We start from the raw sequence: 15,043 nt of genomic DNA, 5'->3' as shown, positions 1-15,043 counted from the left end.
TTTCGTATGGGAAAGCTACGACGCTGGATGTATGACGACAGACATTGATATAAGAATGGACGACGGGGACGTTCTTTTAGAAAAGCGATAAGGAGGCGAAACCGTGTTTGAAATAGCGAAAACCGTCGCGTTCTGGATTGTGTTTGCGGTTGGAATTGGCGGAATCGGCTGGCTCGGATTTTATGTATACGACCAGTTGTTCACCTACGCGATGTCATATTTCGAAATCAAGCGCGATCTCATCGAGTTCATGTGGAACAAGCGCTCTAAAAGGCAGGGGGCCGAAGCGAATGTCAGACGAAGAGGCCGCGGAATTAAAACGTCAGTACACTCGCAATTAAACCGGGAGCGCCCCACGCGCTCCTACCGGCTCCGGCCGAAACATTAACGGAGGTGGTAACGTGGAAATTTTGAATACGTACACACAAGCGATAGGAGATTTGTCTGGTCTCGTGGTTGCTGCAGTTATGCTTACGCTCTGTCTCGGTTTACTTGCGTGGGGTTTTTTCGTCGAGAAAAAGCGCGTACGAGGCACGATTTGCGGGGCAATCAGCGCTTTATCTGCGACTTTCGTTATCGCTATAAGCTACGCATGTTTCTCCGGTTCACTTGACGAAACCTATCACGAAGTCCAGATCACCGACATGTCCAAGTTCGACACGTCGAAGTACCAAATCGTCGGACAGCGCGGAAAGATTTTCGTTGTGAAAGAGATCGGACAGTAACGTGGTTTCAACGACAAGAACGGGATACCATCAAGTGTATCAAACGTTTTCGTGCGTTTTTAAGCGAAACTTACCATCACTAATCCACGAGTCTGAGTGCGACATTAGGGATACCGCGAAGAAAACGTACGATACGTTCACTGTCGCGCTTGAATCTATCACGAAGATCGGCCTGTTTTCCTATCTTCTCATCTGGCGTGTAGAGTACCTAGAAAAGATACAACTTTAAGGAGGCACGCCAATGTCGTACGGCCTAACGCAAGAACAACGCGATCTCATCGAGAAATTACGCGGAGGCGATCGCTTTCAACAAGCGGGTGCAAACGTGCTGGAACGTTACCACCAAACATTCCGCAGACTTGCGGAAATCGAACGGAGGGAGCTTATGCGTAATCTACCGGTAAAAGTAAAACGGATGCACCCCGACGCGGTGATCCCGCAATACGCGACGGCGGGAGCGGCTGGCTTCGATCTTGTGGCGGTTGAGGACGTGGTCATCGCGCCGGGCGAAACGGTGAAGGTCCGCACGGGCCTCGCGTTTGAACTGCCGCCTGGCTACGAGTTGCAGATTCGGCCGCGCTCGGGGGTTAGCGCGAAGACGAAACTGCGGGTGGCGAACGCGCCGGGTACGGTAGACGCTGACTTTCGCGGCGAGGTTTGCGTACTCATAGAGAACACGGAAGAAGATGATGACTCACAAGACCCGTGGACGAACTACCTGCGCACCGTAAACGGAAGTGAGATTAGCGATGATGACCAATACCCATTCGGATCATATATCGTCCGCAAATACGACCGCATCGCGCAGGGAATTATTGCGGAAGTTCCGAGAGCGTCCTTTATCGTAACAGACGAATTGACAGAGACAGAGAGAGGTGAAGGCTCGTTTGGGTCAACCGGAGTGTCCTGAGTTTGTGTATCAAGAGAAATATACCCCACCAAAACGAACCTCACATTTAAAATCCATAAAGTACGTAATCGATGAGAACGGCTGTTGGATTTGCACGAGTCATGCTAAACCGAAGCATCGCGGAGGTTACCCTGTTATAACGAGAAACGGGAAATTCTATCGATTAAGCCGATATATCTACGAACAAGAACACGGAGAGATACCCGAGGGAATGTATATCATGCACCTCTGCGACAACCCAGAATGTATTAACCCTAACCATCTTCAAGCTGGTACCCCAAAAGATAACACTCAGGATATGATTCGAAAGGGTCGTAAACCCGTAGGAGAGCGTGTTCCATCGGCAAAATTAACGGAGAACGACGTTAGAGAAATCCTAAAAGACACTCGCCCCTATACTCACATCGCCCTAGATTACGGTGTTTCGAAGAAGGCTATACAACAGATCAAACACAGAAGAACGTGGAAACACGTAAAGGAGGCGCGCTAATGGCCGAAACGCAAATGTCCGTGACGTTGATCGCGCATACGAAACTAAGCGAAGACTTCGCGACTCAAAACGAGATCGATGCGCTGCGGTATAATTTTACGGTTAACGGCAAGCACCTTGAAGCTACCGACGGCCAAATCGTTGCTCTTACCGCGATCCGTACTTGCTACAGCGCGGGTAAACCATCGGAAATCTTCGAAAAAGAGGGCGATAAGTATTTCCGTCAATCCGCGTCAGACGGCGAGGATGGCACGGAAGCCGACCGGTTGTTCCGCCACATCACGCGCAGCGGCCACACGTCAACGCTCGAACACATCACGTACACGTTCGCGATTGAAGGCGTCAGCCGCGCGCTCCTGGCGCAACTCACACGTCACCGCGTTGGATTCTCGTTCAGCGTACAGAGCCAGCGGTATGTGCGGTTCGGCAGCGACGATAAGACGGGCGGGTTCGATTACGTGGTGCCGCCGAGTGTCACGGAGGATAAGCAAGTAAGCGAAATGCTCACCGCGAAGGATGCGTTCATGCAAGCGATGATGTTTATCCAGGCCGCGTACGATCAATTGCGTGCTGCCGGAGTCCCCGCCGAAGACGCCCGTATGGTCCTTCCGAACGCCGCCGCAACCAACCTGACGATGACGGCGAACCTCCGTGCGCTGCTCGATTTCTACGGTAAACGGCGCAAGGGGCGCGGAGCTCAGTGGGAGATCGCGGAACTGGCGGAACAACTCCGTGCGGCAGTCGTCGCGGTCGATCCGTGGACGGAACCGTATTTTGACGCGGTTTAACAAGAGATAACAGTTGTTAAATGGGGAGGGAAAATCAATATGACTGATGTATTGGCAAACCGCAGCGCGAAAGATCGGAGAAAGCTGGACTACTACCCAACGCCGCCAGAAGTAACACATGCGTTGATGCAGTTTTTAGAACTCCCTAAATCCAATAACGTATGGGAATGCGCGTGCGGCGAGGGTCATATGGCGAAAGTGATCGCAGAGTACGGACATCGTGTAGTATCAACCGATATTCGCGAAACGGGATACGGAATAGGCGGCAGGGACTTTCTACTTGAGGACAAGCTGCTGGCTCCGGTAATCATAACAAACCCACCCTTTCAGGAGTCCGAAGCGTTCATCCGGCATGCTATCGGTATGGGGGCAGAGGTAGTGGCAATGCTGCTCAAGTCACAATATTGGCACGCAGCCAAACGAGCCAAGCTGTTTGCAGATCACCCACCAACGTGGGTCCTGCCTCTGACATGGCGGCCAGACTTCCTTTTTGGCAAGAAGGGCGGCGCGCCAACGATGGAAGTCCTTTGGACGGTTTGGATTAAAGGGCAAACCGATACGAGGTACCGAGTACTGGCAAAGCCAGTTTAACAAAATGTTTACGAAAGGAGCGCGCAACCATCGCAACCATCACGCTAATCCACGCATTGCTCACCGCATTCTCGGTCGCAACGTCCGTCCCACTGGCGGAAACGTACGAAGTGACCGCGTACACATCCGGGCCGGAATCAACCGGTAAGGCGCCCGGCCATCCCGCATACGGAATCACGGCATCGGGCGCACGAGTCCGCGAAGGCGTAACCGCCGCCTGCCCGCCGGAGCTCCCGTTCGGGACGCGCGTCCTCATTGCGGGCGTTGGTGAGCGAACGTGCCTCGACCGTGGTGGCGCGATCAAAGGGCGTAGGCTCGACGTGTATATCGCGGACCGTTCGGAGGCGCTCCGGTTCGGTCGGAAGAAGGCGTTAGTGTCCGTAAAATTGCCGTAGGGTGCGCGGAACAGTCGAGGGCAAACGGTAATCTCTATGATAGCGCCAACGAGCGCAAATAAAAAAAATCGGAGGTTGATCGGGTAATGGCGAAACAAACGAATGTGACGGTATTGACGGATGAAAACGGTGTGCAGCGTGAGTATAACGAAGTGAAGCGTAGGGCTGACGTTGGGGAACGGATTAAGATTGTGGATTGGATTCCGAGCGCGCACCTTGTCGCGGCAGATGTTCGAAAAGGCGAGGTTCTAACGGTCAAATCAGTGAAGGAGGACCGCGTTCAGGCCGTTCAGGAGCGATATATTGCGGCCTCGCCAATTCCAGCAGAGTACGTTGTCCTCGAACCGACCTCGACCGTCATCGTCGACGGCGTGCGGTACCGCGAAGAGAAACGGAAGGCGCGCGTTGGTGAGCGTGTGTTGATCGTCAATCCCAGCACGACAGACGGCAAATACGATAAAGGGGACGTTCTTACTATCGTGCGTTACGGATTGGTCGGTCTTCCTGTTTCAAACGTCGGTAGAACCGTTCTCGAGAAAGAGTACGTCGTCCTTACGCCAGTCGCCGAACCATCCGCCCCAATCACGATAACCATCCCGGCCATTCACGTAACCGTTGCGTCAATGGACGACGCAGTACAGGCGGTTGCGGACGCGGTGAAGGCGGAAATTAGTAAGCTCGCGGTCGCGCATCCGAAATCGAAGTCGGCGCAGGAATTGCGCGATGAGATCGTGGAACGGGCGAAGGCGGATGTGGCGGAACTGACTGCGATTGGTACGGATGAGGACGTTTTGCTCGAAGGGTCCGCGAACGTACGCGGTGACTTCTATAGAGTTGACTTCGTAGTGAACCGCGATAAACGGACTGTTGTCGCATTGGTACGTCCAACTAACGGCTACCGTACGTTTACGAAAGGCGGCGTGACGCTGTTTAAGGGGATCGCAAAATGTGCGCCCGGCGACGTATTCAACTCGCACATCGGACGCGCAATCGCGTTGCGCCGAGCGCTTGGACTCGAGGTGCCAACGGAATATACGAGCGCGCCGCAGCCGACGGAGATTCGCATTGGGGACGTTGTAGAAAGTAAACTGACCGGAAAGACGTTCGTTACAGGGAATCGCGCGCCGCACCGTGATGACGAAGGCTACGGAATCGGATACAAAACGACTTGCGGAAAATGGTTCGGAGTGAACCAAGTCAAAGTAATCGACGACTCACGCGAGGAGGTGTCCGCCTAATGTCCGTTAAAATCGCGCTAACCGGCCGGATGCGCTCCGGCAAGGACGCCGTGGCCGCCCACCTAACGCAACAATACGGATTCGTCCGGTTCGCATTCGGTGACGGCATCCGTAAGGTCTGCCGTGAGTTGTTTCCGGATCAGTTCGCTAATGACCGAAAGCCCCGCGCGCTTTTGCAAGGCGTGGGGCAGGCGATGCGGGCGTTCGATCCGGACGTGTGGATCAACGCGACCATGCGGAAAATAGGCGATCACATCGCGCTAGAAAACGATCTAGCCGATTATGACCGCGCCATCGGTGAGTCGGTTAATCCTATTCGAATCGTAATCACAGACGTTAGGCAGCCGAACGAAGTCGCACGCCTCCGCGCGGAAGGCTTCGTCATCATCCGCGTAAACGCCTCGGACGAGACGCGAATCCAGCGCATGATCGACGCGGGCGACACGTTCGATGACGATACGCTCACGCACGAAACCGAGCAGCACGTCGATTCGTTCGCGGTCGATTACGAGATCGACAATAACGGGAGCCTGGCGGAATTGTATGCGCAGGTGGATGAGATCATGGCGGACATATCGCGGAAGGAGGCGGTTTAGTGGCGGAAAAGAAATTGCTCGGAAGTCTCGAATTGAATCGGATTTATCAGATCGATTGTCTTGAGGGCGTGAAACTGATCCCCGACAACTCCATTGATCTAATTATCGCGGACCCACCTTATACTAACGTCGTAAATGCTGAGTGGGACAGAACGAACCCGTTTACAGAAGAGCTTGTTCGAGAGTTCTATCGTGTGTGCAAAGACTCAGCAAGCATTTATGTATGGTGTGGGATCGGGGAGAAATCGCAGAGTCTCCTTGATTTTATCCCTAAACTCAATACAAAGTTCTACTTCAAGGACGTGATCACTTGGAAAAAACAACGAGGCTTGGGGACTAGGAAGGGTTGGTTATATACTCGCGAAGAGCTTCTGTGGTACGTGAAAGATAACAAAAAGTTCAAGTGGATTCAGGAGTTTCAATACAGTGACGAAAAGAGAGGTAAGAACAGCTACGGCTACAAACTAACTAACGGAAAGAGAGCTGACGAGTACATCAAAAGCGAGTACAAGCGCCTTGCTAATGTTTGGACAGACATTTCTGAGGCGACCTTTAACACAAGTAAAAACAATCTTGCTAGTAAGCATCTTACGCCTAAACCAGAAAAGGCAGCGGAGCGTTTGGTTAAGGTTCACACTCATCCTGGTGACATCGTTCTAGTTCCTTTCTGCGGATCGGGCACAGAGTGCGTGGCCGCATCCCGGCTCAATCGCAATTTCATCTCGTTCGAAATCTCTCGCGAGTACATCGAGATCGCTAACAAACGTCTGGAAGCCGTACATTCCGAGGAGGCCACCGAGTGATCCGCTCTCGCGGCGCAAATGTCTCCGCCACCACCGACGACCTCCGCTATTGGTACGAAATGGGCTACTTTTACGGCCGCCTCGACGCGCTTAACGGAAAACCATACGATGATCGGACGCCGTTAGAACGCATAGAGACGGCTACGCCTTCGCCTGATTCTTCCGTTTCCTCTTCGGGAGCAGTTCGATTATCTCGTCAGGACTATCGAGGCCAACGTGCCTGAACGCGTACCAATTGTTTGAGCGTTCGATATAAACGTATTTTCCGATCCTAACGTTATGCTTACGAATGAACCCGCGAACAGACGCGTAGTAACGATTGCCGTCGAAGGAGGCCGGACTCACCTCGTCGCCGACGTTGACTTCGCCGGGCCGCGCGATTCCGATGTTGCCCGTGTCCGGGTCGTACGCAACGTGACACTTGAACGGTTGACCCGACACAATTCCGAGTTTCTCGCGCATGACGGCGTTGAGATAAAGGCGCCCGAATTTATCGACGGTAATGGCGGGCAGCTCGTCGCCCGCGCGAAAGTTATACGGTATAAACGGCATAAGACGGACACTCTCCGATCATCTAACGATTATCTGCCATTATACGCGAAAAAACGCAGGTCATGCAAGCACGATAAGCGCGACATTTAGCGCATGGAACACGAAATATGACGAATGGGGGCGGTTTGACTGGCTCATATTCCGAATCACGTATTTCAGCCTCTTCCATTTGTAGATTCCGAAGTGGCTAGATTTGTGCCCGATGGCGGTAACTGGAAGGATGTACCCTACGAATTACTACCAGACAGGTTAAGGAAGATTCGCGATAATCTCACAAAGTATAAGTCCCCGGCTTTTTACTCAAGAGCTGAATGGGATGGACCGGCCGGGACTATTAGCGCGACTATGAACCCAACACATTGTCAAGCGCTTCCTCCAGTTTCTTATATCGAAAGGAGCGAGTACATGACGTTTGACGTAACACCACAACTCCCGTCCAATGACATAACTGTCGCGGAACTATTCGCAGGGGGCGGTCTAATGGCGGTCGGCCTACGTGCTGCCGGTTACAATCTCGTATGGGCCAACGACTTCGATAAGAACGCGGTGAAAGCCTATCGCCATAACCTCGGCGACCATATCGTACACGGCGACATTACCGCGATTGATCCCGCTGACATTCCGGACACTGACGTAATTGCTGGCGGCCCGCCTTGTCAGGACTACAGCGTCGCGGGAACCGGCGCGGGCGAAAACGGGGAGCGCGGCAAGCTCGTGTGGGCGTACCTGCGGATTATCGAGGCCAAGCGGCCGAAAGCGTTCATATTCGAGAACGTAAAGGGTCTGATAACGAAGAAGCACCGCCCGACGTTCGACGCGTTGCTCGCGAAGTTCGAGGAAATCGGCTACCGCGTGTCCTGGCGGCTGATCAACGCCTGGGACTACGGCGTAGCGCAGAAGAGGGAACGCGTGTTTATCGTCGGCATCCGCGCTGATCTAGGATTTGCGTTTGAGTTTCCGGAACCGCGACCGGAGGACTACCGGACGCAAGTGCTGCGCGATGTGATCGGGGATTTGCCGGAGCCATCCGACACGTGCGGAAAAAACGTGAAGAAGGTGGAACGTGTCGCGGACATGAACGAGCCGGGGCCGACGGTGACGACACAGTTCCGTTGTCAGACGGTGGAGATTACGAATCACACCGGAGGCGTCCCCGCGAAAGAGTATCCCGGACACACCGCATCCGCTCTCGATGAGCCAGCAAAGGCAATAGTCGCTGGCGTTCACGGCGTGCCGGGCGGCGCGAATTGTTTCTATCCGCCGAACCACGTACAAACGCGGGCAACAACGGTGAAACCGCGTCAACGTTTGTCCAATCAACGCGGGTACGTTGCCGATATGGACGGACCGGGCCGCACCGTCAATACCTGCCGATTGGATCACGCGGAAATTCACCCGCAAGCGCCACGCCGTTTCACCGTCCGCGAGTGCCTCCGCATCCAATCCGTGCCGGACTGGTACGTGCTGCCGGACGACCTTTCGTTATCCGCGCAATATCGGATCGTCGGCAACGGGGTGGCGTCGAGAGTGGCGTATCTGCTCGGAATTGCCCTGGCGGAACAACTCCGCTCAAGCGTAATAGGCGAACGCTTGAGAACGGAGGTGAGCGCGTAATGGGCGTCTGTCGCGTGGACACAACGAAAGGCCACCGCGAACTAGCGGTCAAGTACGCGTTAAACGACCGGGAGGGCGTCGACGCGCTCCTCTCGGACGTGCACCGGTTGGGCGCGCGTCGGTTCGAACGCGGCGATTACGCGGCGTGCGACGTCCTGATCGACCTTGCCAGCGCGATCGAGGCGGCCGGGTTAACGCCGCGCCAACGGGAGGCCTTGCGCTTGTATTACGTCGAGGACCTGACGTTAGAGGACGTGGGCGCACGGATGGGCCTCGAAAGCGGACGGAAGCGCGCGAGTCGGCTCGTTATTACCGGGTTGAATCGGATTGCGGCGGTTTACAGCCGGTGGAATTATGGCGAGTTGACGCGGAACGAAATGTGGGAACGGGAAACAACCGATGGGGAGGCAATCGTTTGAAACATATCGTGATGTACTCGGGAGGAATCGGAAGTTGGGCGGCAGCAAAACGCGTTATCCAGGCGCACGGTAAGGAGAACGTCATCCTCCTGTTTACAGATACGCTAATTGAGGATGAGGGCCTGTATCGCTTCCTAGACGAGACGTCTGCTGAAATGGGCGTGGAACTCGTCCGGATTGCTGACGGGCGTACTCCGTGGGAGGTCTATCGAGACGAGCGTTTTCTCGGAAACTCCCGACTAGCACCGTGCTCGCATGAACTAAAACAAAAACCGGCGCGAAAGTGGATCGAGGAACATTTTGCTCCGGATGAATGCGTCCTATATCTCGGCATCGACTGGACTGAATCGCACCGGATCGCAGCACCAACAAAGAATTGGCTACCGTATACGGTCAAGTTCCCGATGGCCGAGGAGCCTTACGTGACGAAAGACGAGATGTTGACGGAGCTAGAGCGATTAGGGATAAGGCGTCCGCGACTGTATGAGATGGGCTTTGTACACAACAATTGCGGCGGATTCTGCTGTCGCGCCGGACAGGGCCACTTCGCGAACCTACTCAAACAGTTGCCGGACAGGTTCGCTCAGTGCGAAGCCAACGAGGAGGCCATCCGCCAATACCTCGGAAAGGACGTAACCATCTTGAAGAAGACGCGAAAAGGCGTAACTGGTCCGTATTCTCTTCGCGAACTACGCGAAGACATCGAACGGAAGAATCCGGTCGACATGCAAGATATCGGCGGGTGCGGGTGCTTCGTTAATTACGACGAATCCGGGGAGGCGTCCGAATGAACAACCGCAAAAAACACTTTCGCGGCAATCCCGATTACAAAGCGGCCTTTTCCGCAGCCGTCACGGAGCTAATTGCATCCAACCGCGCCAATCCCATTCCGCGACATGAGCGAATGCGAATCATCGGAGCCCTGACGGACGAATACGTCGCCTCAACGGGCGAACGACCGGACGCGGCCGAGTTGGAACGGTTGGCGGATGCGGTACTGTACGAGGAGTTGACGGACCCGTCCGTTTGGAAAGCGAAACACGCGGAATACCCGTTCTTTAGCGAGATTCAGATCGAGCGCCGGACGAACCGCGACGATCGCGAAGAGGCCGCCAGTCTCGAAGCCACGGACGGCAAGTGCTACCGCAAGCCTGCGCGAAGAAAACGGAGCCCGAAAGAGAATGCGTTCATGGATCGTACGGTGAAATCGCGGAACAAGCAACGGCGCGAACAGTATCGTAAGGACACGCGTCCGGGCGAAGTCGTTTCGTATAACATACGAGAACTAACGACTATTCCCGATATTTTTGCGCTATAAAGGTGAGAATTCCGCAAGAGGACGCGCCGATGAACCGTTAGGGGAGGCGCGTAGTTCATACAGCGCCGGTCGGCTACGGCCTACTGGCGCAAAATTACCGTACCTTAGCGGAGCAATCCGCCGGTCACCACACGTATGCGACCGTCAGCGCACGGGCCGTAGCGCCCCGCGCAACTGAGCGCAAACTGACGGAGTCTTTGATCCCGGCTTTCCGCGCTGTTGAGCCGCAAGCACCAATCAATGGCGCTTAACTTACGCAAGCATAACGAAGGACATCGGTCGCGCACCGGTGTTTTTCTTTTTGTTTACGTTAGGGCGCGGATTCCTAGCGCCAAATAAACGATAAAGGAGCGTTATGACATGGCGGAAAATCCGCGCGAGTCGAACGAACTAATCGAATCCCTGGCTGCGCTTGAACACGAACAGTGGATAGCGTGGTCAAAAGCGGTAGCCCCCGAAGTTTCCGAAGACCGTCGAAAGAGATGGGAAACGTATTGGGTGCCGTATAACGATTTGGACGAGGACGTTAAAGAGAAAGACCGCGAATGGGCGCGGAAGGTAGCCGAGATTATCGCGCCTGACAACGGCGGCCTTAACGCGCCAACAACCGGAGTCGGTCCCGGACGAGACATCACGCTCCGCCTCAACGTAGACGTATCGGACGCGCTAACGGGATTGAAGGCGCTACGACGCGAAGCTGATGCGGCAGTGCGCGCGTTGAAGGCGTTGGAGGAGGCGGCAAGGCGGGGAATCATCGGTAGCACATCGGAATGGGACCGATATATCGCGGCCGTACGCGAGATAACCGGTAAATACTACCGCGAGCGCGACATTAATCTCCGCGTGTTTGACGCGGTATATAATGCGCTGCACAACCGCACAAACTCCACGATACAATACGAACGCTGTGAGGGCGCGACGACTAGCGCAGTTGCAGCGGTCAAGACGTTTGAATCGGCGATGTTGGTCGTTCCATACCGGGAGGTCAAGGAGTATATCGCGCGCGAACTCGATATGCCGCATGTATGTACGGATGAAGAGGCGCGGCGAGGCGGTCTATTCCGTGGCGTGTCCGTGGTTATCTTCGACGAGGGCGCGAATCTCGTTGATCTACCGAAAAACGCGTGCTATGTACGGCTGGTTGCGCGAGAATAACGCAGGCTAAACGAGGGCTCCTGACCTAACGGTTGGGGGCTTTATTTAGGTTGCGTTGTCCTTACGCTAAACGGGCGCTAGACATGCGCAGTCGAACGCGAGATATCCCCGACACTCGCTGCGCCCGTGCTTTTATCATTGTCGGGAAAATATCGTGAAGGGGAGCGATTGGATGAAGTATTTTGCGGTACTCTACAAGGGGACAATTATCGATATTGTGACGGAAGATGACTCCGTCGAGCAATTGTCGGTTACGTACGACAATAAAACGTGGTTTGATACGGTAGAAGTAACCGAATCCACTGCGCTAGAGATCGCGGGAATCCTACGCCTGGAGGTGACCGCGAATGAGTAACGAAAGCCGACGCGACTTAACGTGGGCGCGAAAGCTGATCGAGCGGAAAACGCAGACGCAGGAACGGTACGATGGCGTCACCTTCACGAAAGACGAAGCCGGGCGCGACGTCATGATCGTTCCGACCGACACGCACGTCGTCCGGTCCAAACGCCAGATAGAGGCGGCAGCGCGTAAGGAAATCGCCGAGAAGGGTCGCTCACCCGAGTTTACGTTCGCCCACATGGATAATATACAGGAAGTTATCGAGAAGGTATCCGATAAGCATTGCGGGTACCTTTTGTATTTGCAATGCTACGTTAACTACGACGCAATACTGGAAAATCCGGATAATACCGCGATGACCAAAGCGGACATGATGCGGACGCTGCGCTTGAAGGATACGGCGTTCAACGAGTTCCTCCGCGAAATGATTACGCACGAAATCATACACGAAGACAAAACGGCGGCAGACGTTAGGTACCGGTTGAATCCGCGCTATCACTTCCAGGGGAAGACCGAGAATACGAACGTTGTCAAATCGTTTGTCGCGCGTGTTAAGGCGCTGTATAACGAGGTAAATGCGAAAGACCTCGGTTTCATCTACAAGCTGCTCCCGTTTGTTCACCTCGAAACGAATACGATATGCGCGAATCCATACGAGAAGGAAGTCGAGCAGACCATTCCGATGAGCAAAGCGGACATTGCTGTACTGGCTGGCGTAGATGAAAAGACGGTCTACCGCAAGCTGCGGAAATTAAAATTCGGCGATCAATGCGTGTTCGCGGAAGTAACGCACGGGAACGCGAAGTACTACAAGATCAACCCGTTTGTATTCTACCGGAAGAATGGCGTACCCGATCCGACACTTCGCGAGATGTTCAGTATTCGGAATAACTTTCGGGGGCACAAACGGTAGGCCCCCGAATTTGTGAACAAAACTATCGGGCATTTTGCGAGGAAAATCGGGCATCTATCGGGCATTTTGCGAGGCTCAAAAAACGGCCTTCCGCCTTACAGCCGCAAGGGTTTTGACGTTTTAGGGGGTCAAATTTATTCTTAGTCTTTAAGAGGACAAACGCAGAAGAAACGTACCAATCGGCTAACGCCGAGTGCACGGCTGACGCCTTGCACCATCATCTATTCTTCGCGAAGAAGTTACAAGTAAAATATTACGCGGTAAAGGATAGCTGACACCGAGACGGCGAGAGCCGGATCGGGCGCAAGGCCGAAGGCCGGGCGCAAGGTATTTCCTCTTTAGCATACTCGAAGAAGTATATACGAACATGATCCGCGCGGCGCCGCACCGGTTCCGCGCTTTTCTATTTTACGAGAGGAGGTCGGATGGTCCCGATGGCTAGAGAGTTAACGCCCGAGCAAAAAGTGGCGATTGGTTACTTGTCGCAACCTAAGCGTGGCGGCAAAACGATGGATGAGATCGCTAAAGAGTGCAAGGTATCGCGCCAAACTTTGTATGACTGGATGAGGCAGCCGGATTTCGATGCGGAATTGAGGCGACAAACTGCGCGGAATGTTAGCAAACTTGTTCCGGACGTATTGGACGCGATGTATGAAACGAGTCTCGTTGATAAGAATGCTGCGGCCGCGAAACTAATCCTGCAGGTGGCCGGTATGTTAACGGATAAACTCGAAGTGGAGACGAAGAAAACAACGGAGGTTCCAGATTTAGAGGAACTTAAACGAATGGTCGCGGAAATGGACGATGTAAAGTAGCGTGATTTTACGGTCATATAATGTAGGAATTCGCGAGAAATAGGTTTACGTTACTTTACATTTTGCGCAATTTCGTCCGCTGCATGCTTCTGACGCGCGACCCCCCTCCGAAAATTTTCGGGGCCAAACGAAAAGGGCCCGTCATTGAGCCCTTACGTTGATATATCGGTATAGTGTCGTCTTGCTGAGACCGGTCGCTTCCGTTATCTGCTCAATAGTGTACCGTTTGCTCGCGTACATGTCGAGCGCGAGGGCGATCTTATCCGCGCTCTTTGACGGGCGGCCGCCCTTTCTACCGCGCGCTCTGGCTGCTTCCAGACCGGCGTGCGTGCGTTCTACGATGATGTCTCGTTCTAACTCGGCTATGCTCGCCATCATACGGAAGAAGAACCGTCCCATTGCCGTGGATGTGTCGATGTTGTCGCGGATCGAAACGAAGTCGACGCCGACATTCTCGAATCGCTCGGCCAGTTCGATCAAGTGTTTCGTTGAGCGTGATATTCGATCCAGTTTGTACACGACAACCTTATCGCCTGGGCGGAGAACCTTTAGAAGCTCCTCTAGTTCCGGGCGTTCTTTCGTTTTACCGGTCATCTTTTCGTGGTATATCCGGTCGACACCGTACTTGTTCAACGCGTCGATTTGCGCGTCGAGGTTCTGGTCCTGTGTACTAACGCGGGCATAGCCGAAGATCATCGCGATCGCCTCCGTTTCCTTTATGTTCCAATCGTACCATAAACGGTGTCGTCGTTCAATATCGGGAATTTGATTTTGGAACGGGTTATGGGATGGGAAGAATGCGATAAAACCGTTGGGCAAGCGCGACGCTGTGCGGTTTCCCATAAACGACCGTTTTCGGAACGGTTGGGGCCACCACCCCCGGCACCCCCTCTTTGCCCCGGCGACAGGCGCCGGAAAAATCCGCGCATCAAAAATTAACTTTGACTTTATTACGCTAAAGAAAGGAGCGGTGTCCCATCGCGTGGGTAAACGGTAAATGGATCGGACGTGACGCGCGCCAGGAAATGATCGATACCCTGCGGTTGGGTCGCGATAAACTCCGCAAGAAACTCGAAGCGGGCACGATAACGGCGGACGAAGCCGTCCGACTCCGCGATTGGATTACGGAAATCAAACGTCTCGAACGTATTCACCGCGCCGAGGTCGACCTCCTCTACTTCGCGTACGAATATTTCGGTGAAATGTACAACCCGGACAACTCCGGTAACTGGATTCCGTGTCCTATCGAAGAGGCTCCGGCCTTCCACCACGAACTATGCGACGTTATGAGCGCGGTATCCACCCGAGATTTCAACGCGAAAATCGGATGGGCCGCGCCACGTTCGCACGCCAAATCGTCGTATCTGTCGAAGGCGTTCCC

The 15,043-nt window shown here is 54.1% G+C and carries 21 protein-coding genes; 19 read left to right on the top strand and 2 right to left on the bottom strand.

From position 1 onward, the window contains the following. The first annotated feature begins 103 nt into the window (after positions 1–103). From V5G20_RS17915 to V5G20_RS17830, 19 genes are all read left to right on the top strand, one after another. Positions 104–388, top strand: coding sequence for a hypothetical protein (locus tag V5G20_RS17915; RefSeq protein WP_338461607.1), 285 nt, complete (start codon positions 104–106; stop codon positions 386–388). A gap of 13 nt (positions 389–401) precedes the next feature. Continuing rightward, positions 402–725, top strand: a complete 324-nt coding sequence (locus V5G20_RS17910) for a hypothetical protein (RefSeq protein WP_338461605.1) — start codon at positions 402–404, stop codon at positions 723–725. Between the two features lie 385 nt (positions 726–1,110). Next, positions 1,111–1,635, top strand: a complete 525-nt coding sequence (gene dut, locus V5G20_RS17905) for a dUTP diphosphatase (RefSeq protein ID WP_422388004.1) — start codon at positions 1,111–1,113, stop codon at positions 1,633–1,635. A 211-nt stretch (positions 1,636–1,846) separates the two neighbouring features. Beyond that, positions 1,847–2,125, top strand: a complete 279-nt coding sequence (locus tag V5G20_RS27140) for a hypothetical protein (RefSeq protein WP_422387977.1) — start codon at positions 1,847–1,849, stop codon at positions 2,123–2,125. Next, positions 2,125–2,913, top strand: a complete 789-nt coding sequence (gene thyX, locus V5G20_RS17900) for an FAD-dependent thymidylate synthase (protein WP_338461601.1) — start codon at positions 2,125–2,127, stop codon at positions 2,911–2,913. Before V5G20_RS27140 ends, thyX begins: the two co-directional genes overlap by 1 nt. A gap of 39 nt (positions 2,914–2,952) precedes the next feature. Next, positions 2,953–3,504: an SAM-dependent DNA methyltransferase gene (locus V5G20_RS17895; RefSeq protein ID WP_338461599.1), complete on the top strand. Its 552-nt coding sequence runs from the start codon at positions 2,953–2,955 to the stop codon at positions 3,502–3,504. Positions 3,505–3,614: 110 nt separating this feature from the next. Further along, positions 3,615–3,899 (top strand): 3D domain-containing protein, encoded by a 285-nt coding sequence (locus V5G20_RS17890; protein ID WP_338461597.1) that lies wholly within the window; start codon positions 3,615–3,617, stop codon positions 3,897–3,899. Positions 3,900–3,985: 86 nt separating this feature from the next. After that, positions 3,986–5,137, top strand: coding sequence for a hypothetical protein (locus V5G20_RS17885; RefSeq protein WP_338461596.1), 1,152 nt, complete (start codon positions 3,986–3,988; stop codon positions 5,135–5,137). After that, positions 5,137–5,733, top strand: coding sequence for a hypothetical protein (locus V5G20_RS17880; protein ID WP_338461594.1), 597 nt, complete (start codon positions 5,137–5,139; stop codon positions 5,731–5,733). The genes V5G20_RS17885 and V5G20_RS17880 overlap by 1 nt, the downstream gene beginning before the upstream one ends. Next, a complete protein-coding gene (locus V5G20_RS17875) occupies positions 5,733–6,536 on the top strand; it encodes a site-specific DNA-methyltransferase (protein WP_338461592.1) in 804 nt (267 codons plus the stop codon). Before V5G20_RS17880 ends, V5G20_RS17875 begins: the two co-directional genes overlap by 1 nt. Beyond that, entirely contained in the window at positions 6,533–6,760 is a 228-nt protein-coding gene (locus V5G20_RS17870) for a hypothetical protein (RefSeq protein ID WP_338461590.1), read from the top strand. Before V5G20_RS17875 ends, V5G20_RS17870 begins: the two co-directional genes overlap by 4 nt. Before the next feature lie 673 nt (positions 6,761–7,433). Continuing rightward, positions 7,434–8,702, top strand: coding sequence for a DNA cytosine methyltransferase (locus V5G20_RS17865; protein ID WP_338461588.1), 1,269 nt, complete (start codon positions 7,434–7,436; stop codon positions 8,700–8,702). A 14-nt stretch (positions 8,703–8,716) separates the two neighbouring features. After that, positions 8,717–9,121, top strand: coding sequence for a sigma factor-like helix-turn-helix DNA-binding protein (locus V5G20_RS17860; RefSeq protein WP_338461586.1), 405 nt, complete (start codon positions 8,717–8,719; stop codon positions 9,119–9,121). Beyond that, a complete protein-coding gene (locus tag V5G20_RS17855) occupies positions 9,118–9,912 on the top strand; it encodes a hypothetical protein (RefSeq protein ID WP_338463481.1) in 795 nt (264 codons plus the stop codon). The genes V5G20_RS17860 and V5G20_RS17855 overlap by 4 nt, the downstream gene beginning before the upstream one ends. Then, the gene (locus V5G20_RS17850) at positions 9,909–10,439 is read left to right on the top strand and encodes a hypothetical protein (protein ID WP_338461584.1); all 531 of its coding nucleotides are present in this window, start codon (positions 9,909–9,911) and stop codon (positions 10,437–10,439) included. Before V5G20_RS17855 ends, V5G20_RS17850 begins: the two co-directional genes overlap by 4 nt. Positions 10,440–10,799: 360 nt before the next feature. After that, positions 10,800–11,594: a hypothetical protein gene (locus tag V5G20_RS17845; protein WP_338461582.1), complete on the top strand. Its 795-nt coding sequence runs from the start codon at positions 10,800–10,802 to the stop codon at positions 11,592–11,594. A gap of 172 nt (positions 11,595–11,766) precedes the next feature. Beyond that, the gene (locus V5G20_RS17840; RefSeq protein ID WP_338461580.1) at positions 11,767–11,949 is read left to right on the top strand and encodes a hypothetical protein; all 183 of its coding nucleotides are present in this window, start codon (positions 11,767–11,769) and stop codon (positions 11,947–11,949) included. Beyond that, on the top strand, positions 11,942–12,847 hold the full coding sequence (locus tag V5G20_RS17835; protein WP_338461578.1) for a hypothetical protein: 906 nt from the start codon (positions 11,942–11,944) through the stop codon (positions 12,845–12,847). The genes V5G20_RS17840 and V5G20_RS17835 overlap by 8 nt, the downstream gene beginning before the upstream one ends. A gap of 434 nt (positions 12,848–13,281) precedes the next feature. Then, positions 13,282–13,662: a phBC6A51 family helix-turn-helix protein gene (locus V5G20_RS17830; RefSeq protein ID WP_338461576.1), complete on the top strand. Its 381-nt coding sequence runs from the start codon at positions 13,282–13,284 to the stop codon at positions 13,660–13,662. Positions 13,663–13,803: 141 nt separating this feature from the next. Here V5G20_RS17830 and V5G20_RS17825 read toward each other — a convergent pair whose 3' ends face one another. Together V5G20_RS17825 and V5G20_RS17820 are read right to left on the bottom strand one after the other, a co-directional pair. Continuing rightward, positions 13,804–14,358, bottom strand: coding sequence for a recombinase family protein (locus tag V5G20_RS17825; protein ID WP_338463480.1), 555 nt, complete (start codon positions 14,356–14,358; stop codon positions 13,804–13,806). A 254-nt stretch (positions 14,359–14,612) separates the two neighbouring features. Continuing rightward, complete coding sequence (locus V5G20_RS17820) at positions 14,613–14,816, bottom strand: hypothetical protein (RefSeq protein ID WP_338461574.1); 204 nt, start codon at positions 14,814–14,816, stop codon at positions 14,613–14,615. Positions 14,817–15,043 lie beyond the last annotated feature (227 nt).

The sequence above is a fragment of the Brevibacillus borstelensis genome (assembly GCF_036700025.1).
In the GTDB taxonomy this organism is placed as follows: Bacteria; Bacillota; Bacilli; order Brevibacillales; family Brevibacillaceae; genus Brevibacillus; species Brevibacillus borstelensis.
Note: the sequence above shows the minus strand (reverse complement) of the source record. Positions and strands in the feature narration are given on the sequence as shown.

Bases quoted from the DNA above. Each gene is read 5' to 3' on its own strand.
- dut (WP_422388004.1), top strand. From the start codon at position 1,111: ATGCGTAATCTACCGGTAAAAGTAAAACGGATGCACCCCGACGCGGTG.
- V5G20_RS27140 (WP_422387977.1), top strand. From the start codon at position 1,847: ATGTATATCATGCACCTCTGCGACAACCCAGAATGTATTAACCCTAAC.
- thyX (WP_338461601.1), top strand. From the start codon at position 2,125: ATGGCCGAAACGCAAATGTCCGTGACGTTGATCGCGCATACGAAACTA.
- V5G20_RS17895 (WP_338461599.1), top strand. From the start codon at position 2,953: ATGACTGATGTATTGGCAAACCGCAGCGCGAAAGATCGGAGAAAGCTG.
- V5G20_RS17885 (WP_338461596.1), top strand. From the start codon at position 3,986: ATGGCGAAACAAACGAATGTGACGGTATTGACGGATGAAAACGGTGTG.
- V5G20_RS17880 (WP_338461594.1), top strand. From the start codon at position 5,137: ATGTCCGTTAAAATCGCGCTAACCGGCCGGATGCGCTCCGGCAAGGAC.
- V5G20_RS17865 (WP_338461588.1), top strand. From the start codon at position 7,434: ATGAACCCAACACATTGTCAAGCGCTTCCTCCAGTTTCTTATATCGAA.
- V5G20_RS17850 (WP_338461584.1), top strand. From the start codon at position 9,909: ATGAACAACCGCAAAAAACACTTTCGCGGCAATCCCGATTACAAAGCG.
- V5G20_RS17845 (WP_338461582.1), top strand. From the start codon at position 10,800: ATGGCGGAAAATCCGCGCGAGTCGAACGAACTAATCGAATCCCTGGCT.
- V5G20_RS17840 (WP_338461580.1), top strand. From the start codon at position 11,767: ATGAAGTATTTTGCGGTACTCTACAAGGGGACAATTATCGATATTGTG.
- V5G20_RS17835 (WP_338461578.1), top strand. From the start codon at position 11,942: ATGAGTAACGAAAGCCGACGCGACTTAACGTGGGCGCGAAAGCTGATC.
- V5G20_RS17830 (WP_338461576.1), top strand. From the start codon at position 13,282: ATGGCTAGAGAGTTAACGCCCGAGCAAAAAGTGGCGATTGGTTACTTG.
- V5G20_RS17825 (WP_338463480.1), bottom strand. From the start codon at position 14,358: ATGATCTTCGGCTATGCCCGCGTTAGTACACAGGACCAGAACCTCGAC.